This window comes from Micromonospora sp. NPDC003241, from assembly GCF_053589795.1.
Genome location: NZ_JBSFSO010000017.1, coordinates 96,304 through 116,453, shown reverse-complemented (window position 1 = coordinate 116,453; position 20,150 = coordinate 96,304). Strand labels below are relative to the sequence as shown.

General features: G+C 70.9%; 20 protein-coding genes. 18 read left to right on the top strand and 2 right to left on the bottom strand.

Features of this window, described 5'->3' with window-relative positions; all coding sequences use genetic code 11:
- The first annotated feature begins 29 nt into the window (after positions 1-29).
- The 13 genes from ACWDVW_RS16405 (at position 30) to ACWDVW_RS16345 (ending at position 11,475) form a co-directional block, all read left to right on the top strand.
- Entirely contained in the window at positions 30-797 is a 768-nt protein-coding gene (locus ACWDVW_RS16405) for a hypothetical protein (protein WP_449949251.1), read from the top strand.
- Complete coding sequence (locus ACWDVW_RS16400) at positions 794-1,951, top strand: methyltransferase domain-containing protein (protein ID WP_449949249.1); 1,158 nt, start codon at positions 794-796, stop codon at positions 1,949-1,951. The genes ACWDVW_RS16405 and ACWDVW_RS16400 overlap by 4 nt, the downstream gene beginning before the upstream one ends.
- A 1-nt stretch (position 1,952) precedes the next feature.
- Positions 1,953-2,582: a hypothetical protein gene (locus tag ACWDVW_RS16395; RefSeq protein ID WP_350698211.1), complete on the top strand. Its 630-nt coding sequence runs from the start codon at positions 1,953-1,955 to the stop codon at positions 2,580-2,582.
- A gap of 19 nt (positions 2,583-2,601) precedes the next feature.
- Positions 2,602-2,889, top strand: coding sequence for a EutN/CcmL family microcompartment protein (locus tag ACWDVW_RS16390; RefSeq protein WP_117230277.1), 288 nt, complete (start codon positions 2,602-2,604; stop codon positions 2,887-2,889).
- Between the two features lies 1 nt (position 2,890).
- Positions 2,891-3,400: a BMC domain-containing protein gene (locus ACWDVW_RS16385; protein WP_449949246.1), complete on the top strand. Its 510-nt coding sequence runs from the start codon at positions 2,891-2,893 to the stop codon at positions 3,398-3,400.
- A 1-nt stretch (position 3,401) separates the two neighbouring features.
- Complete coding sequence (locus tag ACWDVW_RS16380) at positions 3,402-4,190, top strand: alpha/beta fold hydrolase (RefSeq protein WP_449949243.1); 789 nt, start codon at positions 3,402-3,404, stop codon at positions 4,188-4,190.
- Entirely contained in the window at positions 4,187-5,602 is a 1,416-nt protein-coding gene (locus ACWDVW_RS16375; protein ID WP_449949240.1) for an FAD-dependent oxidoreductase, read from the top strand. Before ACWDVW_RS16380 ends, ACWDVW_RS16375 begins: the two co-directional genes overlap by 4 nt.
- Before the next feature lie 191 nt (positions 5,603-5,793).
- Positions 5,794-6,966 carry a CaiB/BaiF CoA transferase family protein gene (locus ACWDVW_RS16370; protein WP_449949237.1) on the top strand — a complete coding sequence of 391 codons (1,173 nt, stop codon included), beginning with the start codon at positions 5,794-5,796 and terminating at the stop codon, positions 6,964-6,966.
- Positions 6,967-6,977: 11 nt separating this feature from the next.
- Entirely contained in the window at positions 6,978-7,613 is a 636-nt protein-coding gene (locus tag ACWDVW_RS16365; RefSeq protein ID WP_449949235.1) for an isochorismatase family protein, read from the top strand.
- The gene (locus tag ACWDVW_RS16360) at positions 7,613-8,626 is read left to right on the top strand and encodes an ABC transporter permease (RefSeq protein WP_449949232.1); all 1,014 of its coding nucleotides are present in this window, start codon (positions 7,613-7,615) and stop codon (positions 8,624-8,626) included. The genes ACWDVW_RS16365 and ACWDVW_RS16360 overlap by 1 nt, the downstream gene beginning before the upstream one ends.
- Positions 8,619-9,485: an ABC transporter permease gene (locus tag ACWDVW_RS16355; RefSeq protein WP_449949229.1), complete on the top strand. Its 867-nt coding sequence runs from the start codon at positions 8,619-8,621 to the stop codon at positions 9,483-9,485. The genes ACWDVW_RS16360 and ACWDVW_RS16355 overlap by 8 nt, the downstream gene beginning before the upstream one ends.
- Entirely contained in the window at positions 9,482-10,519 is a 1,038-nt protein-coding gene (locus ACWDVW_RS16350) for an ABC transporter ATP-binding protein (RefSeq protein WP_449949226.1), read from the top strand. The genes ACWDVW_RS16355 and ACWDVW_RS16350 overlap by 4 nt, the downstream gene beginning before the upstream one ends.
- The gene (locus ACWDVW_RS16345; protein WP_449949223.1) at positions 10,516-11,475 is read left to right on the top strand and encodes an ABC transporter ATP-binding protein; all 960 of its coding nucleotides are present in this window, start codon (positions 10,516-10,518) and stop codon (positions 11,473-11,475) included. The genes ACWDVW_RS16350 and ACWDVW_RS16345 overlap by 4 nt, the downstream gene beginning before the upstream one ends.
- Before the next feature lie 30 nt (positions 11,476-11,505).
- On the opposite strand, the gene ACWDVW_RS16340 is transcribed toward ACWDVW_RS16345, so the two are convergent.
- Positions 11,506-12,162: a GntR family transcriptional regulator gene (locus tag ACWDVW_RS16340; protein ID WP_396694313.1), complete on the bottom strand. Its 657-nt coding sequence runs from the start codon at positions 12,160-12,162 to the stop codon at positions 11,506-11,508.
- A gap of 86 nt (positions 12,163-12,248) precedes the next feature.
- Between ACWDVW_RS16340 and ACWDVW_RS16335 the strand changes: the two genes are divergently transcribed.
- A complete protein-coding gene (locus ACWDVW_RS16335; protein WP_449949220.1) occupies positions 12,249-13,139 on the top strand; it encodes a hydroxymethylglutaryl-CoA lyase in 891 nt (296 codons plus the stop codon).
- Positions 13,140-13,363: 224 nt separating this feature from the next.
- On the opposite strand, the gene ACWDVW_RS16330 is transcribed toward ACWDVW_RS16335, so the two are convergent.
- Positions 13,364-14,395 (bottom strand): LacI family DNA-binding transcriptional regulator, encoded by a 1,032-nt coding sequence (locus tag ACWDVW_RS16330; protein ID WP_449949218.1) that lies wholly within the window; start codon positions 14,393-14,395, stop codon positions 13,364-13,366.
- Positions 14,396-14,579: 184 nt separating this feature from the next.
- On the opposite strand from ACWDVW_RS16330, the gene ACWDVW_RS16325 reads away from it, so the two are divergent.
- The 4 genes from ACWDVW_RS16325 to ACWDVW_RS16310 all read left to right on the top strand — a co-directional run bounded on the left by ACWDVW_RS16325 (position 14,580) and on the right by ACWDVW_RS16310 (position 20,123).
- Complete coding sequence (locus tag ACWDVW_RS16325) at positions 14,580-15,491, top strand: carbohydrate ABC transporter permease (protein ID WP_449949215.1); 912 nt, start codon at positions 14,580-14,582, stop codon at positions 15,489-15,491.
- 13 nt (positions 15,492-15,504) lie between these two features.
- Positions 15,505-16,455 carry a carbohydrate ABC transporter permease gene (locus ACWDVW_RS16320; protein ID WP_449949212.1) on the top strand — a complete coding sequence of 317 codons (951 nt, stop codon included), beginning with the start codon at positions 15,505-15,507 and terminating at the stop codon, positions 16,453-16,455.
- 75 nt (positions 16,456-16,530) lie between these two features.
- A complete protein-coding gene (locus ACWDVW_RS16315) occupies positions 16,531-17,874 on the top strand; it encodes an ABC transporter substrate-binding protein (protein WP_449949209.1) in 1,344 nt (447 codons plus the stop codon).
- A 110-nt stretch (positions 17,875-17,984) separates the two neighbouring features.
- Positions 17,985-20,123 (top strand): glycoside hydrolase family 36 protein, encoded by a 2,139-nt coding sequence (locus ACWDVW_RS16310; protein WP_449949207.1) that lies wholly within the window; start codon positions 17,985-17,987, stop codon positions 20,121-20,123.
- Positions 20,124-20,150 lie beyond the last annotated feature (27 nt).

Below are 20,150 nucleotides of genomic sequence, written 5' to 3'. Positions count from 1 at the left end.
CGCCGCGTGCTCGTCGAAGGAGTTGATACATGAGTCGGGTATGGACTGCGGTCGATATCGAAGACGTCGCCCGGTCGACCGGGCCGCGCGAAATCCTTCTGGGCGCGCGTGACCTGATCTCGCCGCACGCGGAGGACCTCGCCCGCAACCTGGGCATCGCGCTCCGCCGAGCAGGACAGGACGCGCCACCGCCGACGCCCGCGCCACCGGCACCCACCGGCGGCACGGGCGCCGGATGCGGCGACGCCGACGACTGCTCGTGCGGCTGCACCAGCGCCGAGGAACAGGCGGAACGGACTCTCCGTACCGTCGCCGCCGCCGTGCTGTCGGCGAACCCGGACGCCGACGCCTCGACGGTCGCCAACGAGACGCTCAAGGCGTTGGGGGCGTTCGGCGGACCGGGTGTGGGCCGTCCCGACCAGGCCCAACCACTGCCCGGGCAGCCGCTGCCCAAGAAGGCGAAGGGCGCCCGCCCGCAGTTCTTCGCCGAGCCGGGCATGGAGGCCCTCGTCTCGACCGTGGTCACCCTCTCCTCCGAGGTGTGGGTGCTGCGGGAACGGTTGACGACGCTGGAACAGCTTCTCGCCGACCGGCGGGTGGTCGAGCGCGGCGCGGTGGACGCGTACACGGTCTCCGGCGACGACGCACAGGCCCGCGACACCGAGGCGGCGGCGTTCGTCGGCCGGGTGCTGCGGGTCTTCTACGAGTGGCGCGAGGAGATCGTGCGGGAGGAGACCCCGGAGTCCTACCGGGAGGTCATCCGGCAGGCCTTCGCACAGGTGGGGGAGGGGAAATGACGCAGCAGGAGCACGGTGTCCTGCCCCGCGAGAACCACGACGAACTCGCGCGCGAGAACTTCGTCCGGGCACTGAAGTCGCACATCTCCACCGAGGTGACCCCCGGGGTCCGGGAGCTGTACGCACACCGCGTCGCCCCCCGCTACCAGCAGGAGATGGGCGTCGCGCCCCGGGACCGGGAAGCGGTCCGTCGGGCCATGGAACCGGAGCCGTACTACCAGCTCTGGAGTTCCGTGCGCCGGGCGAGCCAGGACCTGCTCTGGAACGTGGTGGCCGACAGCATCGCCCGGCAGTGGGACGACCTGGCCGCCCGCGCGCAGCGGGCCGAACGGGGGCTCGGCTCCCTCGAACTGGATCCCGCCTTCGAGCTGCCCTGGTACTTCTGGGGCATCGACATCCACGCCATGCCCGGCGGCTACCGGGGCGAGTACACGGCGGACGACCTCACCGCCGGCGCCCTCTACGACCGGGGCGTCTACGTCTACGCCATGGGCCAGATGGGTGCCTTGAACGACGACTACGGCCAGTCCGTGGTCAACAACTACCTCAAACAGTCCCACCGGGACTTCCGCCCGAAGCGGATCCTGGAGATCGGCTGCGGGGTGGGCAATTCGACGCTGCCCTACGTCGACGCCTACCCGAACGCCGAGGTGCACGGCATCGACGTCGGCGCGGCCCTGCTGCGCTACGGCCATGCCCGCGCCGAGTCACTCGGCCGCAAGGTGCACTTCTCCCAGCAGAACGCCGAGGCGACCTCGTTCCCGGACGGGCACTTCGACCTGATCGTCTCGCACATCGTGCTGCACGAGGTGCCGCCGGACGCGGTACGCGCCATCCTGCGCGAGTGCCACCGGCTGCTCGCCCCCGGCGGCATGATGATCCACGCGGACTTCCCCGGCTACGCCGGCCTCGACCCGCTGGTGCAGTTCCTCATCGACTGGGACACCTGGAACAACAACGAGCCGTTCTGGGGCCCGATGCGGGACATGGACCTCCTCCAGGCCGCCCGGGACGCCGGATTCACCGGCGACTGCTCGGAGCTGTCCTGCAAACGGGAGTGCGTCGAGGAGGTCAGCACGCCGACCGGTCGCGTCCTGCAGAGCGGCGAACGTCGGCGCAGCGGCACCCTCTCGCTGCTCGTGGGTCGGCGCTGACGTGGCCGGCAGCGAGGTCGAGCTGCGCACGTACGCGTTCGTCGACCGACTCCAGCCGCAGATGGCCGCCCTGCTCGGCAGCGTGATGTCCGGTGACCCGGTCGTCGAGGGGATGTCCCAGCTCTTCCTGGAGATCTCCCCCGGCAGCGACGTGTACGCCCTGGTCGACGCGGCCGTGAAGGGCGCCGGGGTCCGGCCCGGCTCGCAGGTGGTCGAGCGCCAGTACGGCATGACGGAGCTGCACTCGATGTCGCAGGACGCCGTCCGCCAGGCCGGCCGCACCATCCTCGACCTGCTCGGGATGACCGAGGCCGACGCGCAGCCCGCGGAGCTGGTCTCGGCGAAGGTGGTCTCCAACATCGACGCCTACCAGGCGCAACTGGTCAACCGGTCGAAGAAGGGCTCCCTGCTGGTGGCCGGCGAGTCGATGCTGGTGGTGGAGTGCCAGCCGGCCGCCTACATCTCCGCCGTCGGCAACGAGGTGGAGAAGTCCGCGGACGTCAAGATCGTGGACGTGCGGGGCGTCGGCCAGTTCGGCCGGTTGTGGGTCTCCGGGCTGCACGCCGAGATCGAGTCGGCACGGCAGGCCGTCCGGCTCGCCTTCGAGAAGACGCCCTGGTCCCGGCGCTAGAGGAACGAGGTGATCCGGCATGCGTATCGCCCGGGTGATCGGGTCGGTGGTCAGCACCGTCAAGGCCGACACGCTGACCGGCGCCAAGCTGCTCGTCGTCACGCCCCTGGGTGAGGGGCACGCCGTGGAGCCGTACGTCGCCGTCGACACCGTCGGCGCGGGCCGGGGCGAGGTCGTCCTGGTCGCGTGCGGCAGTGCCGCGCGGCTTGCGGAACGGCAATCCAGCCAGGCGCCCGTGGACTCCACCATCGTCGCGATCGTCGACCGGTTGGAGACCGAGGCGTGGGTCAACTATGTGAAGGACTGACGTGGACCTGTGGAATGCGGGTGCGCTCGGCATGGTCGAGACGCGCGGACTGGCTGCCTCGATCGTCGCCGTCGACGTGATGGCCAAGGCGGCCGAGGTGACGGTGATCGGCGTCAGCCGCATCGGCGACGGCCTCGTCACGGTCTCCTTCATCGGCGACATGGCCTCGGTGACGGCGGCGGTGGACAGTGCCCGGCGAGCCGTCGCGGCGACCGGCGGCACGATCGTCGCGACCGTCCTCGGCCGTCCCGCCGTGCCGGCCCACCTCGTCCGGGACGCCCCACCGACGGACCGGCATCCCCGCGAGGCCGAACGCCCCGACGGCGCCGGACCGGAACCCGACGTCACCGGTGGCGACGACCGGCCGGACCCGGTCGGGGAGACCACCGGTGAGGCCGACCGCCCCGCGACGCCCACACCCGGCGTTAGCCCGAAGCGACGGTCGGCGCGGTCGACCGCCCCGAAGCGGCGGCCCCCGCCGCCTGCACCACCGACCGAGCGAGGGGAGTGACATGCGCGGATACGTGGGCCCGCCGGGAGCCCAGATCCACTACCGGAGCAGCGGCACCCGGGGACCGGCGCTCGTGCTGTTGCACGAGTCGCCGCAGGCCTCCAACGTCTTCGCGCCCGCCATGCCCGCGCTCGGCCGATCACTGCGCGCGTACGCCTTCGACACCCCCGGCTACGGGCAGTCCGACCCGCCGCCCGAGCCCCCGGACATCCCCGGCTACGCGCGCCTGCTGCTCGACGCCGTCGACGCGCTGGGCATCGACGAGTTCGCCGTGGCCGGACAGCACACCGGCGCCTCCCTGGCGCTGGCGGTCACCGACCTCGCCACGCCCGGCCGGGTCACCCACGCGATCCTGTCCGGCCTCGTGCTCGACCGGGCCGAACGGGAACGGCTGGGGGCCACCTGGGCGCCGGACAAGCCGATCGACCCGTCCGGTGAGCATCTTCGCGATCTCTGGGCGCGGTACCGGGACATCTGGGAGCAGCCACCGGAGTTGGTCAACCTCGCGGTGGCCAACATCGCCTCGGTGTTCGAGCGGTACAACTGGGCCTACCGCGCCGCCTTCCGCTACGACCCGACCGCACCGCTGCGCACCGCACCCTGCCCGGTGCTGCTGCTCACCGCGGCCCGCGACATGCTGGCCCACTGCGACGACATCGCCCGGCAGATCCGCCCGGACGCGACGTCGATCCAGTTGACCGACACCACCGGGCAACTGCCGTGGCGGGTGCCGGAGGAGTTCGCCACCGCCGTGGTCTCCTTCGTCACCGGATCCGGACGGGCACCGTGACCAGCCACGCCGACGTCCTGGTGATCGGTGCCGGCACCGCAGGTCTGCCCTGCGCGATCGAGGCGGCCCGGGCCGGGCTCCGCGTCGACCTGGTCGACGTCGGCACCGACATCGGCGGCACCCTGCGGGTCTCCGCCGGACACATGAGCGCCGCCGGCACCCGCCGGCAACGCGCCGCCGGCATCGACGACGACCCGGACCGGCACTTCGCCGACGTGCAGCGCATCGGGCACGGCCATGGCGACCCCGCCCTGATCCGGCTGGCCGTCGACGAGGCACCCGGCGTCGTCGACTGGCTCGACGAGAACGGCTTCCCGTTCGCCCCCGGCATGCCGGTGCTCTACCACGGACACTCGCCGTACTCCCGACCCCGCACCTACTGGGGCGTCGACCGGGGCCGCTCGATCCGCGAGACGCTACGACCACTGCTCGCCGCGCAGGTGGACGCCGGCCGGGTCACCCTGCGGCTGCGCTCGCGCGCTCTGCACCTGAGTACCGAGGGCGGTGCCGTCACCGGCGCCGTCGTGCGTACCCCCGACGGTGACCGCGAGCTGCGCGCCGGTGTCACGGTGCTGGCCTCTGGCGGGTACGGGGCCAACCCGCAGGTCTTCTCCGCGGTGACCCCGGGCGCACCCCGCCTGGTGACCAACGCCGAGCCCACGTCCACCGGCGACGCGATGCAGATGGCCACGCCGTTGGGTGCTGCCGTCCGCTTCGCCGACCTGCACACCCCCCGCCTCGGCCTGCTCGAACGTCGCTCGACGCCGGGCCGGGTGGACTTCTGGTCCGAGGTGGCGCATCTGGCACCCGCCGAACGCGCACCCCGGGAGATCTGGGTCAACGCCGACGGCGACCGGTTCGTGGCCGAGGATCTCGGCGACGTCACCCGCCACGAGCGGGCCGTGCAGAGCCAGCCGGACGCCGCGTTCTGGATCGTGTGCGACGACGCGGCCGTCGACGCCGGGTCACCCCTGGTGCCCGCGTGGGGGCCGGACGGGTTCCGCGCCCAGGCGCGGCAGGGGGACGTCGCCTGGGTCGCCGACGATCTCACCGACCTGGCCCGGCGGGCGGGCATCGATCCGGACGGCCTGCGGCGCACCGTGCGGGCGTACCACCTGGCGGTCGACCGGGGCGTCGATCCGCTCGGCCGACGGGCGCTGGGTCACCGCGTGGCCCGGCCGCCCTTCTACGCGGTGCGGTCGGCCGCCGCGCTGCTCTGCAGCTTCGGCGGCCTGGACGTCGATCCGGCCTTCCGGGTACGCCGCGACGACGGCGGGGTCGTCGCCGGTTTGTACGCCGTCGGTGAGGCCATCGGCATGGGCGCCACCAGTGGCGCCGCGTTCTGCGGGGGAATGGCGGTGACCCCGGCGCTGGCGTTCGGGCGGCTGCTCGGCCGTCGGCTCGGCGGGTGATCGGCATGGCACACCACTCACCACTGTATGCACGGAGGTCCACCACGGGATCCAGCTCTGGCTCTGGCTGACAGAAACCGCTGTTGACAGCGGACGACGCAGAACTGTTGTATACAAACACCCACTCGGGTGGGCTGCTATGAGAGGTGTCCATGTCTAGCGAAACGCACCACGAAGGACCGCTCCACGGCGTGCGCGTGATCGAGTTCGGGTCCCTGCTCGCGGGCCCCTTCTGCAGCCAACTGCTGGCCGACTTCGGCGCCGACGTCATCAAGTGCGAGCCGCCACGCCAGGGCGACCCGATGCGCGAATGGGGCCAGGAGAAGCCGCACGGCAAGTCGCTGTGGTGGCCGATCGTCGCCCGCAACAAGAAGTCGATCACCGTCGACCTGCGCACACCCGAAGGTCAGACCGTCGCCCGGCAGCTGATCGCGCAGAGCGACGTGGTCGTCGAGAACTTCCGACCCGGGACGATGGAACGCTGGGGCCTCGGCTACGAGGACCTCTCCGCCGACAACCCCGGCCTGGTCATGGTGCGCGTCTCCGGCTTCGGCCAGACCGGGCCGTACTCCAGCCGACCCGGCTACGGCTCGGTCGGCGAGGCGATGGGCGGCCTGCGCTACGTCGTCGGCGACCCGCAGACCCCGCCCAGCCGGGTGGGCGTCAGCCTCGGCGACTCCCTGGCCGGCACCTTCGCCGCCCTGGGCGCGGTGATGGCCCTGCGCGTACGCGACCAGAGCGGCCGCGGCCAGGTCGTCGACTCGGCGATCTACGAGGCGGTCCTGGCGATGATGGAGTCGCTGCTGCCCGAGTACACGCTGGGCGGCCACGTCCGCGAACGTACCGGCGCGATCCTGCCGAACATCGCACCCTCCAACGTCTACCCCACCCGCGACGGCGGCCTGCTGCTCATCGCCGCCAACCAGGACACCGTCTTCCGGCGTCTCGCCTCGGCCATGGACATGACCGAGCTGAGCACCGACCCCCGCTTCGCCACCCATGCCGCCCGAGGCCACCACCAGGGCGAACTCGACGACATCATCGCCGAATGGTCGGGCCGGCACGACACCGAGGACCTGATGGCCGTCATGATCAAACACGACGTCCCGGTCGGCCGCGTCTACCGCGCCCCGGAGATGCTCCACGACGAGCACTTCGCCGCCCGCGAGGCCATCGTCCGCGTCGAACACCCCGAGTTCGGCGAGTTCCCCATGCAGAACGTCGTGCCGAGACTGTCGCGCACCCCCGGCCGGGTCAAATGGACCGGCCCCCGCCTCGGCGAACACACCGACCAGGTGCTGACCGACATCGTCGGCCTGGCCAAGTCCGAGATCAACGAACTGCGTGCCAGCGGCGTCATCTAGAGGCGGACACGGTGAATGACCTCCACGCGGACTACCGCAACGCCGGCTTCGGCGGCGACCTGGGACACGGCACCCGCCGCGCGCTCCTGCTCGTCGACCTGGTGCGCGCCTACCTCGACCCGGCCTCACCGCTCTACGCCGGTGACGAGAACCCACCCGCCCTGCGGGCCTGCGCCGACCTGCTCGACGCCGCCCGACGCCACGGCACCCCGGTGATCCACACCCGGGTCGAACTCGCCCCCGGCGGGATCGACGGCGGCCTGTTCACCCGCAAGGTGCCCGCCCTGCGGGTCTTCGAACGCGGCAGCCACCTCGCCGCCGCACCACCGATCCTGGCACCCGCCGCCGACGAAGCGGTCGTCACCAAGCAGTACGCCAGCGCCTTCTTCGGCACCAGCCTCGCCAGCACCCTGCGCGTCCTGGGCGTGGACGCCCTGCTCATCGCGGGCGCCTCGACCAGCGGCTGCGTCCGGGCGAGCGCGGTGGACGCCCTGCAACACGGCTTCGTCCCACTCGTCGTCGCCGACGCCTGCCTGGACCGGGACCCCCGCCCGCACCAGGCCGCCCTGTTCGACCTCGACGCCAAGTACGCGCAGGTCCTGACCCTGGACGAGGCGACCACCCTGCTCGAACCGGGAGGTGCGTGATGCGGGTCCTCAGATACGCCCGCCGCCGGATCCTCTTCCTCCCGGTCGGCCTGCTCTCCGTCATCGTGCTGGCCTTCCTGCTGGTCAACGCGCTACCCGGCAACCCGGCCGGAGTCATCGCCGGACCGGCCGCCTCCCCGACAGAACTGGCCGAGATCGAACGCCGCCTCGGCCTGGACCTGCCCCTGTGGGAGCGCTTCGTCGACTACCTCGGCAACCTGGTCCGTGGCGACCTCGGCGCGTCCTACTACACCGACCGGCCCATCCTCGACGAGATCCTGCGGTTCGCCCCGGCAACCCTGGAACTGGTCTTCCTCTCCCTCACCCTCGCCGCGCTCCTCGGCATCGGCCTCGGCACCCTGGGCGCCTACCGCAAGGGCACGGTGGCCGACCGCACCTCGCGCTTCGTCGTCACCACCTTCCAGTCCATCCCGGACTTCTTCCTCGCGCTGCTTCTCATCTACCTGCTCTTCTATCTCGCCGGGTGGGCACCGGCACCGGTCGGCCGACTCGGTCTGATGGACGAACCACCGCCGACCGTGACCGGGGCGCTGCTGCTGGACTCCCTGATCTCCGGGGACATGGGCACCTTCCGATCGGCGGTGGCGCACTCCGTGCTGCCCGTCCTGACGCTGGGCATCTACTACTCCGCGTACTTCGCCCGCAGCACCTACGCCTCCCTGGTGCCGGCGCTGGAGTCCAAACAGGTCGAGTTCGCCCGCGCCAGCGGCCTGCGCGAGCGCACCGTCCTCGCGTACGCCTTCCGCCAGGCCCGGACCCCGATCCTGACCTACGGCGGCATCCTGCTCGCCGCGCTGCTCGGCGGCGCGGCCATCATCGAGACCATCTTCTCCTGGGGTGGCTTCGGTGAGTGGGCGATCGACTCGATCCTCCAGCTCGACATCCCGGCCGTGCAGGGCTTCATCCTGGCCGCCGGCCTCGGGACCCTGTTGGCCTTCACCGCGCTGGACATCCTGGTCGCGGCGCTCGACCCGAGGGTGCGCTATGACTGAGACCCTGGCCGCCGACCCCACCACGGTCACCGCCCCGACGACCAGGAAACGCCCCCGGGGCCGCCGACGGTGGCGACTCTGGGTGCCCGGCGCCGTCCTGACGAGCATGCTCGCCGCGGCCTACCTCGCACCACTGCCGCACGACCCGACGGAACCGTCCACCAACACCCTCACCGCCCCCGACGGCGAGCACTGGATGGGCACCGACAAGTTCGGTCTCGACGTGTTCAGCCGCCTGGTGGCCTCCGCCGGGGTGGACATCCCGTTGGCCCTCGCCGGCATGCTGATCTCGCTGGTGGTCGGTGTGCTGCTCGGGCTGGCCGCCCTGCACCGCGGACCGTGGGGCGAACGGGTCGTCCGGGCCCTCGACGTCTTCCAGGCGTTTCCGCTGCTGATCCTGGCCATCGCCCTGGTGGCGCTGATGGGCAACAACATCGAGAACGTCGTGGTCGCCATCGCCATCATCAACGTCCCCCGCTTCGTCCGACTGGTCCGCAGCGAGGGACTGACCATCCGGGAGAGCCGCTACATCGAGGCCGCCCACGCCATCGGCGCGACCGGGCCACGTGTGATGTTCCGGCACGTCCTGCCGAACATGACCGGCATCATCCTGGCCCAGGCGTCACTGGCGGTCGCGCACTCGATCGTCGTGATCGCCTCGCTCTCCTTCCTCGGCATCGGCATCAACGCCGCCGACGCGAGTTGGGGCGCGATGATCCAGACAGGAGCGCAGAACATGACGACCGGCCAGTGGTGGGTCTCGGTCTTCCCCGGCCTCGCCATCTTCCTCACCGTGCTCTGCTTCAACGCCATCAGCGACGAACTGCAGGACACCTTCGGCCGGGCGAGGCAACGATGAGCCTGCTCAACGCCCGACGTCGACCCGACAGCCGTCCCACCCCGCCGCCGTCCGGCGGATCCGCCGGACGGCTGCTGGAAGTCAGCGGACTGACCACCCGCTTCGACACGCCCGACGGCCTGGTCCACGCGGTCAACGGAGTCGACTTCCACGTCGACCGGGCCGAGATCGTCGGCGTCGTCGGCGAGAGTGGATGCGGCAAGTCGGTGACCATCCGGTCCATCCTCGGCCTGGTCCGACCGCCCGGCCGGGTGGTCGAGGGCACCGCCCGCTTCGACGGTGTCGACCTGCTCGGCCTGCGCCGCAGCGAGCTGCGCCGACTGCGCGGCAAGGACATCGGCTTCATCGCCCAGAACCCGTTCAGCGCCCTGAACCCGGTGATGCGCATCCACCGGCAGTTCGCCACCATCATGGCCGCGCACGGGGTCAAGGCCGACGGCGAGGTCCGGGACCGGGCCCGCACCGCGCTCACCGACGTCGGCATCGCCGGACCGGACCGGGTCCTCGACGGCTACGCCCACCAGTTGAGCGGCGGCATGGCCCAACGTGTGGTGATCGCCATGGCCATGCTGCTCAACCCGACCTTCGTGATCGCCGACGAACCGACCACCGGCCTGGACCTGACCGTGCAACGGCAGATCCTGGACCTCATCCGCCGCCTGGTCCGCGAACACGACCGCTCGATGCTGCTGGTCACCCACGACCTCGGCGTCGTCGCGCAGTACTGCGACCGGGTCGTCGTCATGTACGCCGGCAAGGTCATCGAGCACGGCACCGTCCGGGAGGTCCTCAAGGACCCCCGCCACCCGTACACGCAGGCGCTCATCCGGGCCATTCCCCGACCAGGCCAGCCGCTGGTGCACCTCACCGGTCGACTGCCCGACCTGATCGACTACCCGACCGGATGCCCCTTCCGGGACCGCTGCCCGCACGCCTTCGAGCCGTGCGCCCAGGTGGTCCCGGCCGCGGTGACGCAGGCCTCCGGCCGGACCTACTGGTGTCACCTGCCTCAGGAGAAGGAGGCAGCGCGGTGAGTCTGCTGGAGCTGACCAACGTCAGCAAGGAGTTCCACGTCGGTGGCGCCACCCGCGTCTACGCGCTGGACGACGTGTCGCTGTCGGTGGACGCCGGAGAGACCGTAGCGGTCATCGGCGAGAGCGGTTCCGGCAAGTCGACGCTGGGCCGGTTGGCCCTGCGCCTGATCGAACCGACCCGGGGGTCGGTGCGCTTCGACGGCACCGACATGCTCGCGCTGCCCGCCGCCGAGATGCGCAAGCTGCGCGCGAAGCTACAGATCATCTTCCAGGAGCCGTTCGAGTCGTTGAACCCCCGGATGCGGGTGGCCGACATCATCGGTGAACCACTGGCCATCCACCGGCCGGCGATGTCCACCGCACAGCGCCGTGCCCGGGTCGCGCAGATGATCGAACAGGTCGGACTCGCCCCCGACATGGCACGGCGTTATCCCGGTGAACTCAGCGGCGGGCAGCAGCAGCGGGTCGGCATCGCCCGGGCCGTGGTGACCGAGCCGTCCCTGGTCGTGCTGGACGAACCCACGTCCTCACTCGACCTGTCGGTCCGCGCCCAGATCCTGCGCCTGCTCGCCGACCTGCAGGCCGAACTCGGCATGGGCTACCTGTTCATCTCGCACGACATCCACACGGTCCGGTACGTCAGCGACCGCATCGCCGTGATGTACCGGGGGCGGGTCGTCGAGACCGGACCGTCCGAGCTGGTGTTCGCCGACCCACAGCACCCGTACACCCGCGCCCTGCTGGCGGCGGCCCTGCCCGTCGATCCCGACCAGGAGCTGGCCCCGGCCCGGCTGGTCGGTGATCCGCTGAGTCCGACCCAGCTCGTACCGGGATGTGTCCTGCACGGACGCTGCCCGGTCGGTGAGGACAGATGTGTACAGACTGAGGTGCACCTGATGCCGATCGGCGCCGACCGGGAGGTGGCCTGCATCAAGCCCGGAGCGCCCGGAAGCTGACCCGCACGGCGGTGGGGGAGTAGCGACCGCTCACAGCTCGGGGCGGTCCACCATGCCGTCGAGCAGCACCGTCCGGGCGGCCAGCACGTGGGCGCGCATCGTGCTCGACGCCCACTCGGCGTCCCTGGCCCGCAGCGCCGCCACCAGGTCCCGGTGGTGCGCCATGCTGCGGGCCAGGGCATCCGGCGTGTAGAGGCGGAACGCCCGTACGACCAACGGCACCTCCACCACCGCGGACAGCAGCGAGGTGAGCCGAGGGCTGGCGGCGGCCTTCAGCACCGCGTTGTGTAACTCGGCGTTGAGGGTGGCGATCCGGTCCAGATCCTGCGGACCCATCCGCCGGGCCAGCTCCTCCATCTGATCGCAGAGCCCGTCCAGCCGGTCCAGGACCTCGGGTTCGATGCGCTTGGCGGCCAGGGCCGCGCCGTAGCTTTCCAGCCGTGCGCGGATCTCGTAGATGTCCTGCAGATCGCCGAGCGACCATTCGGCGACCCGTGCCCCACGGTTGGGCTGGAAGACGACGAGTCCCTCCGCGGTGAGCCTGCGCAGCGCCTCCCGGATCGGCGTCCGGCTGACGCCGAACTGCCGGGACAACTCCATCTCGCCCAGGCGGGCACGCGGGCCGATCGAGCCGTTCAGGATCGCGCTCCGCAGCGCCTCGTACGCGTCCTCCGCGGCATTCGTCACCCGTGCCTCCGTCGTGTGAGCCGCATGTCGTCGGCACCCTTGCCGCCGGTCTGACAGTCTGAGATTGTATACATATGGTGGTTCAGGTGGTGGAGGTGTCTCCACGGGACGGTCTACAGAACGAGCCCGAGATCCTGTCGACAGCAAGCAAGATCGAGTTGATCCGGCGCTGTGTCGAGGCCGGAGCCCGACGGGTCGAAGCGGTCTCCTTTGTCCGCGCCGACCGGGTGCCGCAGATGGCCGACGCCGAAGCGGTGATGGCCGCAGTGCCACGACGCAGCGACGTATCGTACATCGGCCTGGTGCTCAACCGACGCGGGCTGGACCGGGCGCTGGCGGCCGGAGTCGACGAGGTGAACTGCGTCGTGGTCGCCACCGAGACCTTCAGTCAGCGCAACCAGGGTGCCTCCGTCGAGGCCATGCTCGGTGCCTGGACCGACATCGCCAAGGCCGCCCACGCCGCCGGCGTCCGGGCCAGCGTGACGGTGGCCGCCGCGTTCGGTTGCCCCTTCGAAGGCGACGTCTCCGCCGAGACCGTCGGTGACCTGGCGCGACGGCTGGTCGAGGGCCAACCCGACGAGATCGCCCTGGCGGACACCATCGGGGTGGGCGTACCCGCTCAGGTGCGGGCCCTGGTCTCCGCCGTCACGGCGGCGGCACCGGGCGTGCCGCTGCGCGCCCACTTCCACGACACCCGCAACACCGCCATCGCCAACGCGTTGGCGGCGGTCGAAGCCGGCGTGACCGTGCTCGACGCCAGCGTCGGTGGCATCGGCGGATGCCCCTTCGCCCCGGCGGCCACCGGCAACGTGGCCACCGAGGACCTCACCTACGCGTTGCACCGCTCCGGCCACCCCACCGGCCTCGACCCGTCGAAGGTCATCGAGACGGCGGCGTGGATCGGCGAGCAGCTCGGCAAGGACCGGCTACCCGGCGCCCTCGGTCGGGCCGGCTGGTTCCCGCCCGTGGCTCGGTAGCCGGGCCGAAGGCCCGGGGCGGTGGCTGGTGCCGCGAAGCGGTTGACCCGGCTGACCCAGGGGCGGGGCCGGGCAGTCTTGCGCTGCCAGGCGCCGGTGAGCGACTGATCAGGCGCACGCGCGGCGTGAGCCTGTCCGCCGTGCCGGCATGGTCGGAGCCGGCGGTGTGTCATCCGGTACGTCGGGGGCGGACAGCGGCCTGACCGGCGCCACCACCGATGTCGTCAGTGAGGTGAGCGGCGCTTGGCCTCGGGCGGTGGGCCGCTGCTCTCCCGGATCACCAGCTGCGGGGTGCCGGAGGAGTTCTGCGGTGGCTGACTCTTTCCGATCATGGCCACCACCTCGCGGAAGGCCCGCCGCCCGACGTCGACGAAGTCCTGCTGCACGGTGGTCACGGACGGGTTCCACAGGGCGCCGAGCGGGTGGCCGTCGAAGCCGACGACGCTCATCTCCTCGGGCACCCGGCGGCCCTTCTCGTGCAGGGCGCGCAGCAGGCCGATGGCGAGTTCGTCGTTGCCGCACAGCACGGCGGTGACGTCCTCGCGGTCGGCGAGGGTGAGGCCGATCTCGTAGGCGCGGTGGGGGTCCCAGCCGGCCTCCATCAGCGGGGGGACCTCGGCGCCGGCGCGCTCGAGGGCCTTGCGCCAGCCGGCGGAACGGCCGCTGCGACGCCCGGCGAGCGGCACCGCGACGTGGTGGACGGTGCGGTGACCGAGTTCGAGGAGATAGTCCGTGGCGGTCATCGCGGCGGTGGTGTCGTCGAGGACGACGTGCGGGACGCCGGAGCCCCGACTGCCGGCGACGGCCACGACCGGTACGCCCGGCGGCATGGCGCGGACCGTCGCGATGCCCGCCGGGTCGAACTTCAGCACGATGACCCCGGCGACCGGGTTGGCCAGGGCGAGGTCGATCGTCTTGCGGACGGTGTCCGGATCGTCGGCCTCGACGACCGTGATCATCACGATGTAACCGGCCAGTCGGGCGGCCTCCTCGATGCCCTGGATGGTGAGGGCGTACCCGTACCGGGTGGTGGCGCCGGCGAGGACCGCGATCACCGACTGGTGCCCCTTGATCAGGGCGCGAGCGGCACCGTTGGGTCGGTAGCCGAGTTCCTGGATCGCCCGCAGCACCCGTTCCCGGCGCTCCGGGCTGACCGGCACCGAGCCGGTCAGTACGCGGGACACGGTCGGCACCGAGACGCCGGCCAACTTGGCGACGTCGGTGATGGCGGGCGTGCGACTCACTGATCTGGGCATGGCCTACACATCGTAGTCGGATCCCGCTCCTGCCCGCGTAGCGCCGTCACGGAGCGCCAGGTAGATGACCGTCGAAGGATTACGGATAGGTTACGACCTGTTTTCTGATCGCGTGAAAACGTTATCATCGGTCCGCCGTCAACCCACCACGCGGGACACCGCGGGCATCGGGAGGGGTCTTGAGATGAGCGAGCGCTGGCAACGGGTGCGCCATCACCCTGGCGCGGTGGCCGCACTGTTCCTCCTGCCCGCGGGGTTCGGATTCGTCGTCTTCTACCTCTGGCCAGCGGTCCGGGCGCTGTGGATGAGTTTCACCGACTACAACCTCCTGCGAGGCTCCGGCGACTGGGTCGGCCTGCAGAACTACCAGGATCTCGCCGCCGACCCGCTGTTCTGGCACTCCATGCGGGTGACCGGGCTGTACGTCGTGCTGAACATCGGCGTGCAGACCGCCCTCGCGCTGGGCATGGCGGTGATGATGGACCGCCTCACCCGGTCGGCCGTGGTCCGCGGCGTACTGGTCCTGCCGTGGCTGATCCCGCAGGTGGTGGTCGGCCTGCTCTGGCTGTGGATGCTCGACCCTCGACTGGGCGTGGTCAACCACACGCTGGACTGGGTGGGCATCGGCGGCCAGGACTTCTTCGGCTCACCGGCACAGGTGATCCCGACACTGGCCGGCGTGAACACCTGGCGTTTCGTCGGCTACACCGCGCTGCTGATCTTCGCCGGCCTGCAGATGATCCCCCGCCACCTGTACGAGGCGGCGGCGCTCGACGGCGCGGGGGAGTGGCGCACCTTCTGGCGGGTCACCCTGCCGCTGCTCCGTCCGGTGCTGGCACTGGTGCTGGTGCTGTCGGTGGTGGGCTCGTTCCAGGTGTTCGACCTGGTGCAGGTCGCCACCGGCGGCATCGGCGGACAGCCGGGCGGCCCGGCCAACTCCAGCCTGGTGATCTACGTCTACATCTTCCGACACGCGTTCAACTTCAACAACGTCGGCTACGCCGCCGCCATGTCGGCCGTGCTGGCCGTGCTGCTGGCCGCGGTCACCTTCTTCATCATGCGGGCGCTGCGCGGCTCCCGCTCCGACCTGGCGTGAAGGGAGGTTGGCGATGACCTCGAGCACCACCGCACCAACCGAGCGGCCGGCGGTGCCCCGCCGCCCGGCCCGCAAGCCGCGCCGCCCGCTGCGGTACCGGCTGACCCGCATCGGCGCCTGGGCGGTGCTGATCCTGCTGATGGCCGGGACGCTGCTGCCGTTCTACTGGATCCTGCGTACCGCCTTCTCCACCAACTCGTCGCTGTTCACCGGCGACCAGTCGGTGCTGCCGCCGGACCCCACCTGGATCAACTTCCAGCGGGTGCTCGGCCTGGCCAGTCCGGAGGAGGTGCGCGCGGCCGGCGGCTCCGGCGCCGAACTGCAGTTCTGGCTCTACCTGCGCAACTCGGTCGTCTTCGCCACCCTGGTCACGGTCGGGCAGGTGGCCTGCTGCGCGATGGCGGCGTACGCCTTCGCCCGGCTGCACTGGCGTGGCCGGGACGCGGTGTTCTATCTGTTCCTGTCGACGCTGATGGTGCCACCGATCTTCGTGCTGATCCCGAACTTCGTGCTGCTCAGCGAGGTCGGCCTGCTGGACACCTTCGCCGGCCTGGTCGCGCCGTACTTCTTCATGACGCCGTTCATGGTGTTCTTCCTGCGCCAGTTCTTCCTCGGCATCAGCAGTGAGCTGGAGGACGCCGCCCGCATCGATGGGGCCGGCCACCCCCGGATCTTCCTGCGGATCTGCGTCCCGGTGATGGCGGCACCGCTCACCACCGCCGCGATCCTCGCCTACGTGATGGCCTGGAACGAGTTCATGTGGCCGCTCGTGGCGGGCAGCGACCCGAGCGTGCGGGTGCTGACCGTGGGCCTGTCGGCCTTCCGGTCCGGGCAGCCCCAGGCGGCACCGGACTGGACCGGGCTGATGGCCGCCACCGTGCTGGGCGCCCTCCCGGTGATCCTGCTGTTCCTGGCCATGGGCCGGCGGATCGTCGACTCGATCAGATTCACCGGACTCAAGTGACACGCGGCCGCCGTCGGCGACCGCACGGGGGGATGGACGACACGCACCACGCACCACTTCCGAAAGGGGAGCATGATGAAGCTCAACTGGCGTCGGCGGATCGCAGCACCCATGTGTGCCGCGCTCCTGCTGGTGGCCGCGTGCAGCGGCACAGGTGACGACGAGAACGTGACACTCGACTACTGGCTCTGGGACGACCGGCAGATCCCCCAGTACCAGGAGTGCGCGGACGCGTTCACCGAGCAGACCGGCATCAACATCAACATCACCCAGTACGCCTGGGAGGACTACTGGAGCAACCTCAACACCCAGTTCGCCGCCCGCCGCGCACCCGACGTCTTCACCGACCACCTGGCGTTCTACCCGTCCTTCGTGCAGAACCAGGTGATCCTGCCGATCAACGACTACGTCGAGCGGGACAACGTGGACCTGGGGCAGTACTACCCCGGACTCGCCGACCTGTGGGTGGGCCAGGACGGCAAGAGGTACGGACTGCCGAAGGACTGGGACACCATCGCCATGGCGTACAACACGACCATGCTCACCGACGCCGGCCTGAGCCGCGACGACGTCTGGAACGCCACCTGGAACCCCACCGACGGGGGCACCTTCGAGAACATCATCGCCCGGCTCAGCGTCGACGAGAACGGCGTACGCGGTAACGAACCGGGCTTCGACGCGACCAAGGTCGCCGTCTACGGCCTCAGCTTCGACAACCCCTCCAACTCGGCCTCCGGCCAGACCAGTTGGGGCAACTTCGCCCGCAGCCTCGGCTTCGAGCTGCTCGCCGACGGCAATCCGTGGGGCACCGACTACCAGTTCGACGACCCGAGGCTGGCACAGACGCTCGACTGGTTCGCCCGGATGGTCAAGGCCGGTTACGTGACGCCGCTGGCGGACCTGCAGGGTGTCGGGTACGTCTCGCTCTTTGAGGCGGGTGACGTGGCGCTGGCGCTCAACGGCTCATGGGCGATCAACAGCTTCACCGGAATCTCCGGCGTCACGGTGGACTTCGCGCCGCTGCCCGCCGGGCCGCAGGGCCGGTGGAGCATCTACAACGGTCTCGCCGACGCGATCTCGGCCAACAGCGCGCATCCGGACGAGGCGTGGCAGTGGGTGAAGTACCTCGCGTCCGCCGAGTGCCAGAACGTGGTCGGCGAGAAGGCCGTCGTCTTCCCGGCGATCCCGGCCTCGCTGGAGATCGGGGAGCAGGCCCGTCAGCAGGCCGGCCTGGATGTCAGCGCCTACACCAGCTACCTGGAATCGCAGAACACCTTCCTCTACCCGGTCACGGTCAACTTCGACCAGGTGACGCAGTCGGTCGGTGCCGCCGTCGACGAGATCCTGCTCGGCAACCGTCCCGCCGCCGAGGCGCTGACCGCCGCCCAACGTCAGGTCGACTCGGTCATGGGGCGGTAGGGCCAGCAACCCCTGGACGGAATCTGTCCTGGGGGCTCTCCGTCCACGCGCTGAAAACCTTTTCATCCGATGGCCCCGAAGCGCGCCGTCAACCCTGTTGAGGAGCCCGTGTGAGCACGATCCACCGAGACAACGACTACCTCCACTGGGGACACTCCGCGCTCGCGGTCCTCGTCGCCACCCCCTCCGACGCCCCGCCGAGCCTGGTGCACCTCGCGATCGACCACCACGAGGTGCACCAGCCGGGCCAGCACCACCCGCTGGTCGAGATCCAGGTGGGCGGGCACGGGCGGGCCTGGTCCGGCACCCGCTCCACCGGCACCGCGGTGGGTCGACGGCTGCGGTACGACGGCCACCACGAGAGCGTCGAGGACGGCTGGCACCATCTGCGCGTCGACGTCAGCGACCCCGGCAGCGGTCTGCGGGCCGAGGTCTGGTTCGCCACGCCGGACGGAGTGCCGGCACTACGGACCTGGACCGTGGTCCACAACCCCACCCCCACCCCGCTGACCCTGCGGGCGGTCAGCACCGTCGTGGCCAACCTGATCCTGCCCGCCGGCGCCGGCGTCGAGGACGTCGACCTGCACTGGGCGCAGACCAGTTGGCTCGCCGAGAACCGCTGGCGCCGTCAGCCGGTACGCGAACTCGATCTGCCCGACCTGGACCTACCGCTGCACGGGCACCGGTCACGCGACGCCTTCGTGGTGACCAGCACCGGCTCCTGGTCGACCAAACACGCACTGCCGGTCGGGGTGCTGGTGCACCGCCCCACCGGCCGCTCCTGGTGCTGGCAGATCGAGCACAACGGGAGCTGGCGCTGGGAGGTCGGTGAACGCGAAGCGGGCCTCTACCTCACCGCCACCGGCCCCAACGACAGTGACCACCAGTGGCGGCACGTCCTGGCACCGGGCGCACACTTCACCTCCGTACCGGTGGGGATGGCGGTCACCGACGGCGGTCTGGACGGGGCGGCGGCGGCGATCACGCGGTACCGCCGGCACATCGTCCGCCCGCACCCCGACCGCCGGAACCTGCCGGTGGTCTTCAACGACTACATGAACACGCTGATGGGCGAGCCCACCAGCGAGGCCCTCAACCCCCTGATCGAGGCCGCCGCTGCCGCCGGCGCCGAGTACTTCTGCATCGACGCGGGCTGGCACGACGACAGCCGGTCCGCTCGGTGGCACGAACTGATGGGCGAGTGGATCCCGTCGACCACCCGCTTCACCCACGGCCTCGGCGAGGTGATCGGGCGCATCCGCGCCGCCGGCATGGTGCCCGGGCTGTGGCTGGAACCGGAGGTGGTCGGCGTCGACAGCCCGGTCGCCGCCGATCTGCCGGCTGACGCCTTCTTCCAGCGCGACGGCGAACGGCTCATCGAGGACGGCCGCCACCACCTGGACCTTCGCCATCCCGCCGCCCGCGCCCACCTCGACGGGGTCGTGGACCGGCTGGTCGGCGACCTCGGCATCGGCTACTTCAAGCTCGACTACAACATCGACTCCGGCGCCGGCACCGACGTGGCCGCCGCCAGCCCGGGCGACGGCCTGCTCGGCCACGGCCGCGCCGTGCTGGCCTGGCTCGACGGGGTACTCGACCGGCATCCCGACCTGGTCATCGAGAACTGCGCCTCCGGCGCGATGCGGATGGACTACGCCATGCTCGCCCGGCTGCAACTGCAGTCCACCAGCGACCAGCAGAACCCCGAACGGTATCCACCCATCGCCGCCGCGGCGCCGATGAGTGTCCTGCCGGAACAGGCCGGCAACTGGGCGTACCCGCAACCGGGCATGACCGCCGAGACCATCGCCTTCTGCCTGGTCACCGGGATGACCGGACGGCTCTACCTCTCCGGCCACCTGGACCTGATGACAGCCGACCAGCACCGGCTGGTCGCCGACGGGGTGAGCGCCTACCGCGGCATCCGCGACCACCTCGCGCGGGCCGTGCCCTGCTGGCCCGCCGGCCTGCCCGACTGGTCCGATCCCTGGATCACCCTCGGGCTGCGCCCGCCGGACGGCGACGACCAGCCCACCTACCTCGCGCTGTGGCGCCGCCCCGGCGCCGACCAGAAGCTCACCGTCCACTTGCCCCACCTGGCCGGACGACGCGTCGAGCCGAAGCTCGTGTACCCGCACGACCTGCCGCACTGGCAGCCGAGCTGGGAGCCCGAGTCGGGCCGCCTGACGGTGCTCACCCCCGACACCGCACCGTCGGCCCGACTGTTCGCACTGGTCCCCGAGAGCTGATTGGAGGCCCACCTGGTCGTCACCACA

Excerpts from the sequence above, each read along its gene's own strand:
- ACWDVW_RS16405 (WP_449949251.1), top strand. The coding sequence starts at position 30 with ATGAGTCGGGTATGGACTGCGGTCGATATCGAAGACGTCGCCCGGTCG.
- ACWDVW_RS16400 (WP_449949249.1), top strand. The coding sequence starts at position 794 with ATGACGCAGCAGGAGCACGGTGTCCTGCCCCGCGAGAACCACGACGAA.
- ACWDVW_RS16390 (WP_117230277.1), top strand. The coding sequence starts at position 2,602 with ATGCGTATCGCCCGGGTGATCGGGTCGGTGGTCAGCACCGTCAAGGCC.
- ACWDVW_RS16380 (WP_449949243.1), top strand. The coding sequence starts at position 3,402 with ATGCGCGGATACGTGGGCCCGCCGGGAGCCCAGATCCACTACCGGAGC.
- ACWDVW_RS16360 (WP_449949232.1), top strand. The coding sequence starts at position 7,613 with ATGCGGGTCCTCAGATACGCCCGCCGCCGGATCCTCTTCCTCCCGGTC.
- ACWDVW_RS16355 (WP_449949229.1), top strand. The coding sequence starts at position 8,619 with ATGACTGAGACCCTGGCCGCCGACCCCACCACGGTCACCGCCCCGACG.
- ACWDVW_RS16350 (WP_449949226.1), top strand. The coding sequence starts at position 9,482 with ATGAGCCTGCTCAACGCCCGACGTCGACCCGACAGCCGTCCCACCCCG.
- ACWDVW_RS16330 (WP_449949218.1), bottom strand. The coding sequence starts at position 14,395 with ATGCCCAGATCAGTGAGTCGCACGCCCGCCATCACCGACGTCGCCAAG.
- ACWDVW_RS16325 (WP_449949215.1), top strand. The coding sequence starts at position 14,580 with ATGAGCGAGCGCTGGCAACGGGTGCGCCATCACCCTGGCGCGGTGGCC.
- ACWDVW_RS16320 (WP_449949212.1), top strand. The coding sequence starts at position 15,505 with ATGACCTCGAGCACCACCGCACCAACCGAGCGGCCGGCGGTGCCCCGC.
- ACWDVW_RS16315 (WP_449949209.1), top strand. The coding sequence starts at position 16,531 with ATGAAGCTCAACTGGCGTCGGCGGATCGCAGCACCCATGTGTGCCGCG.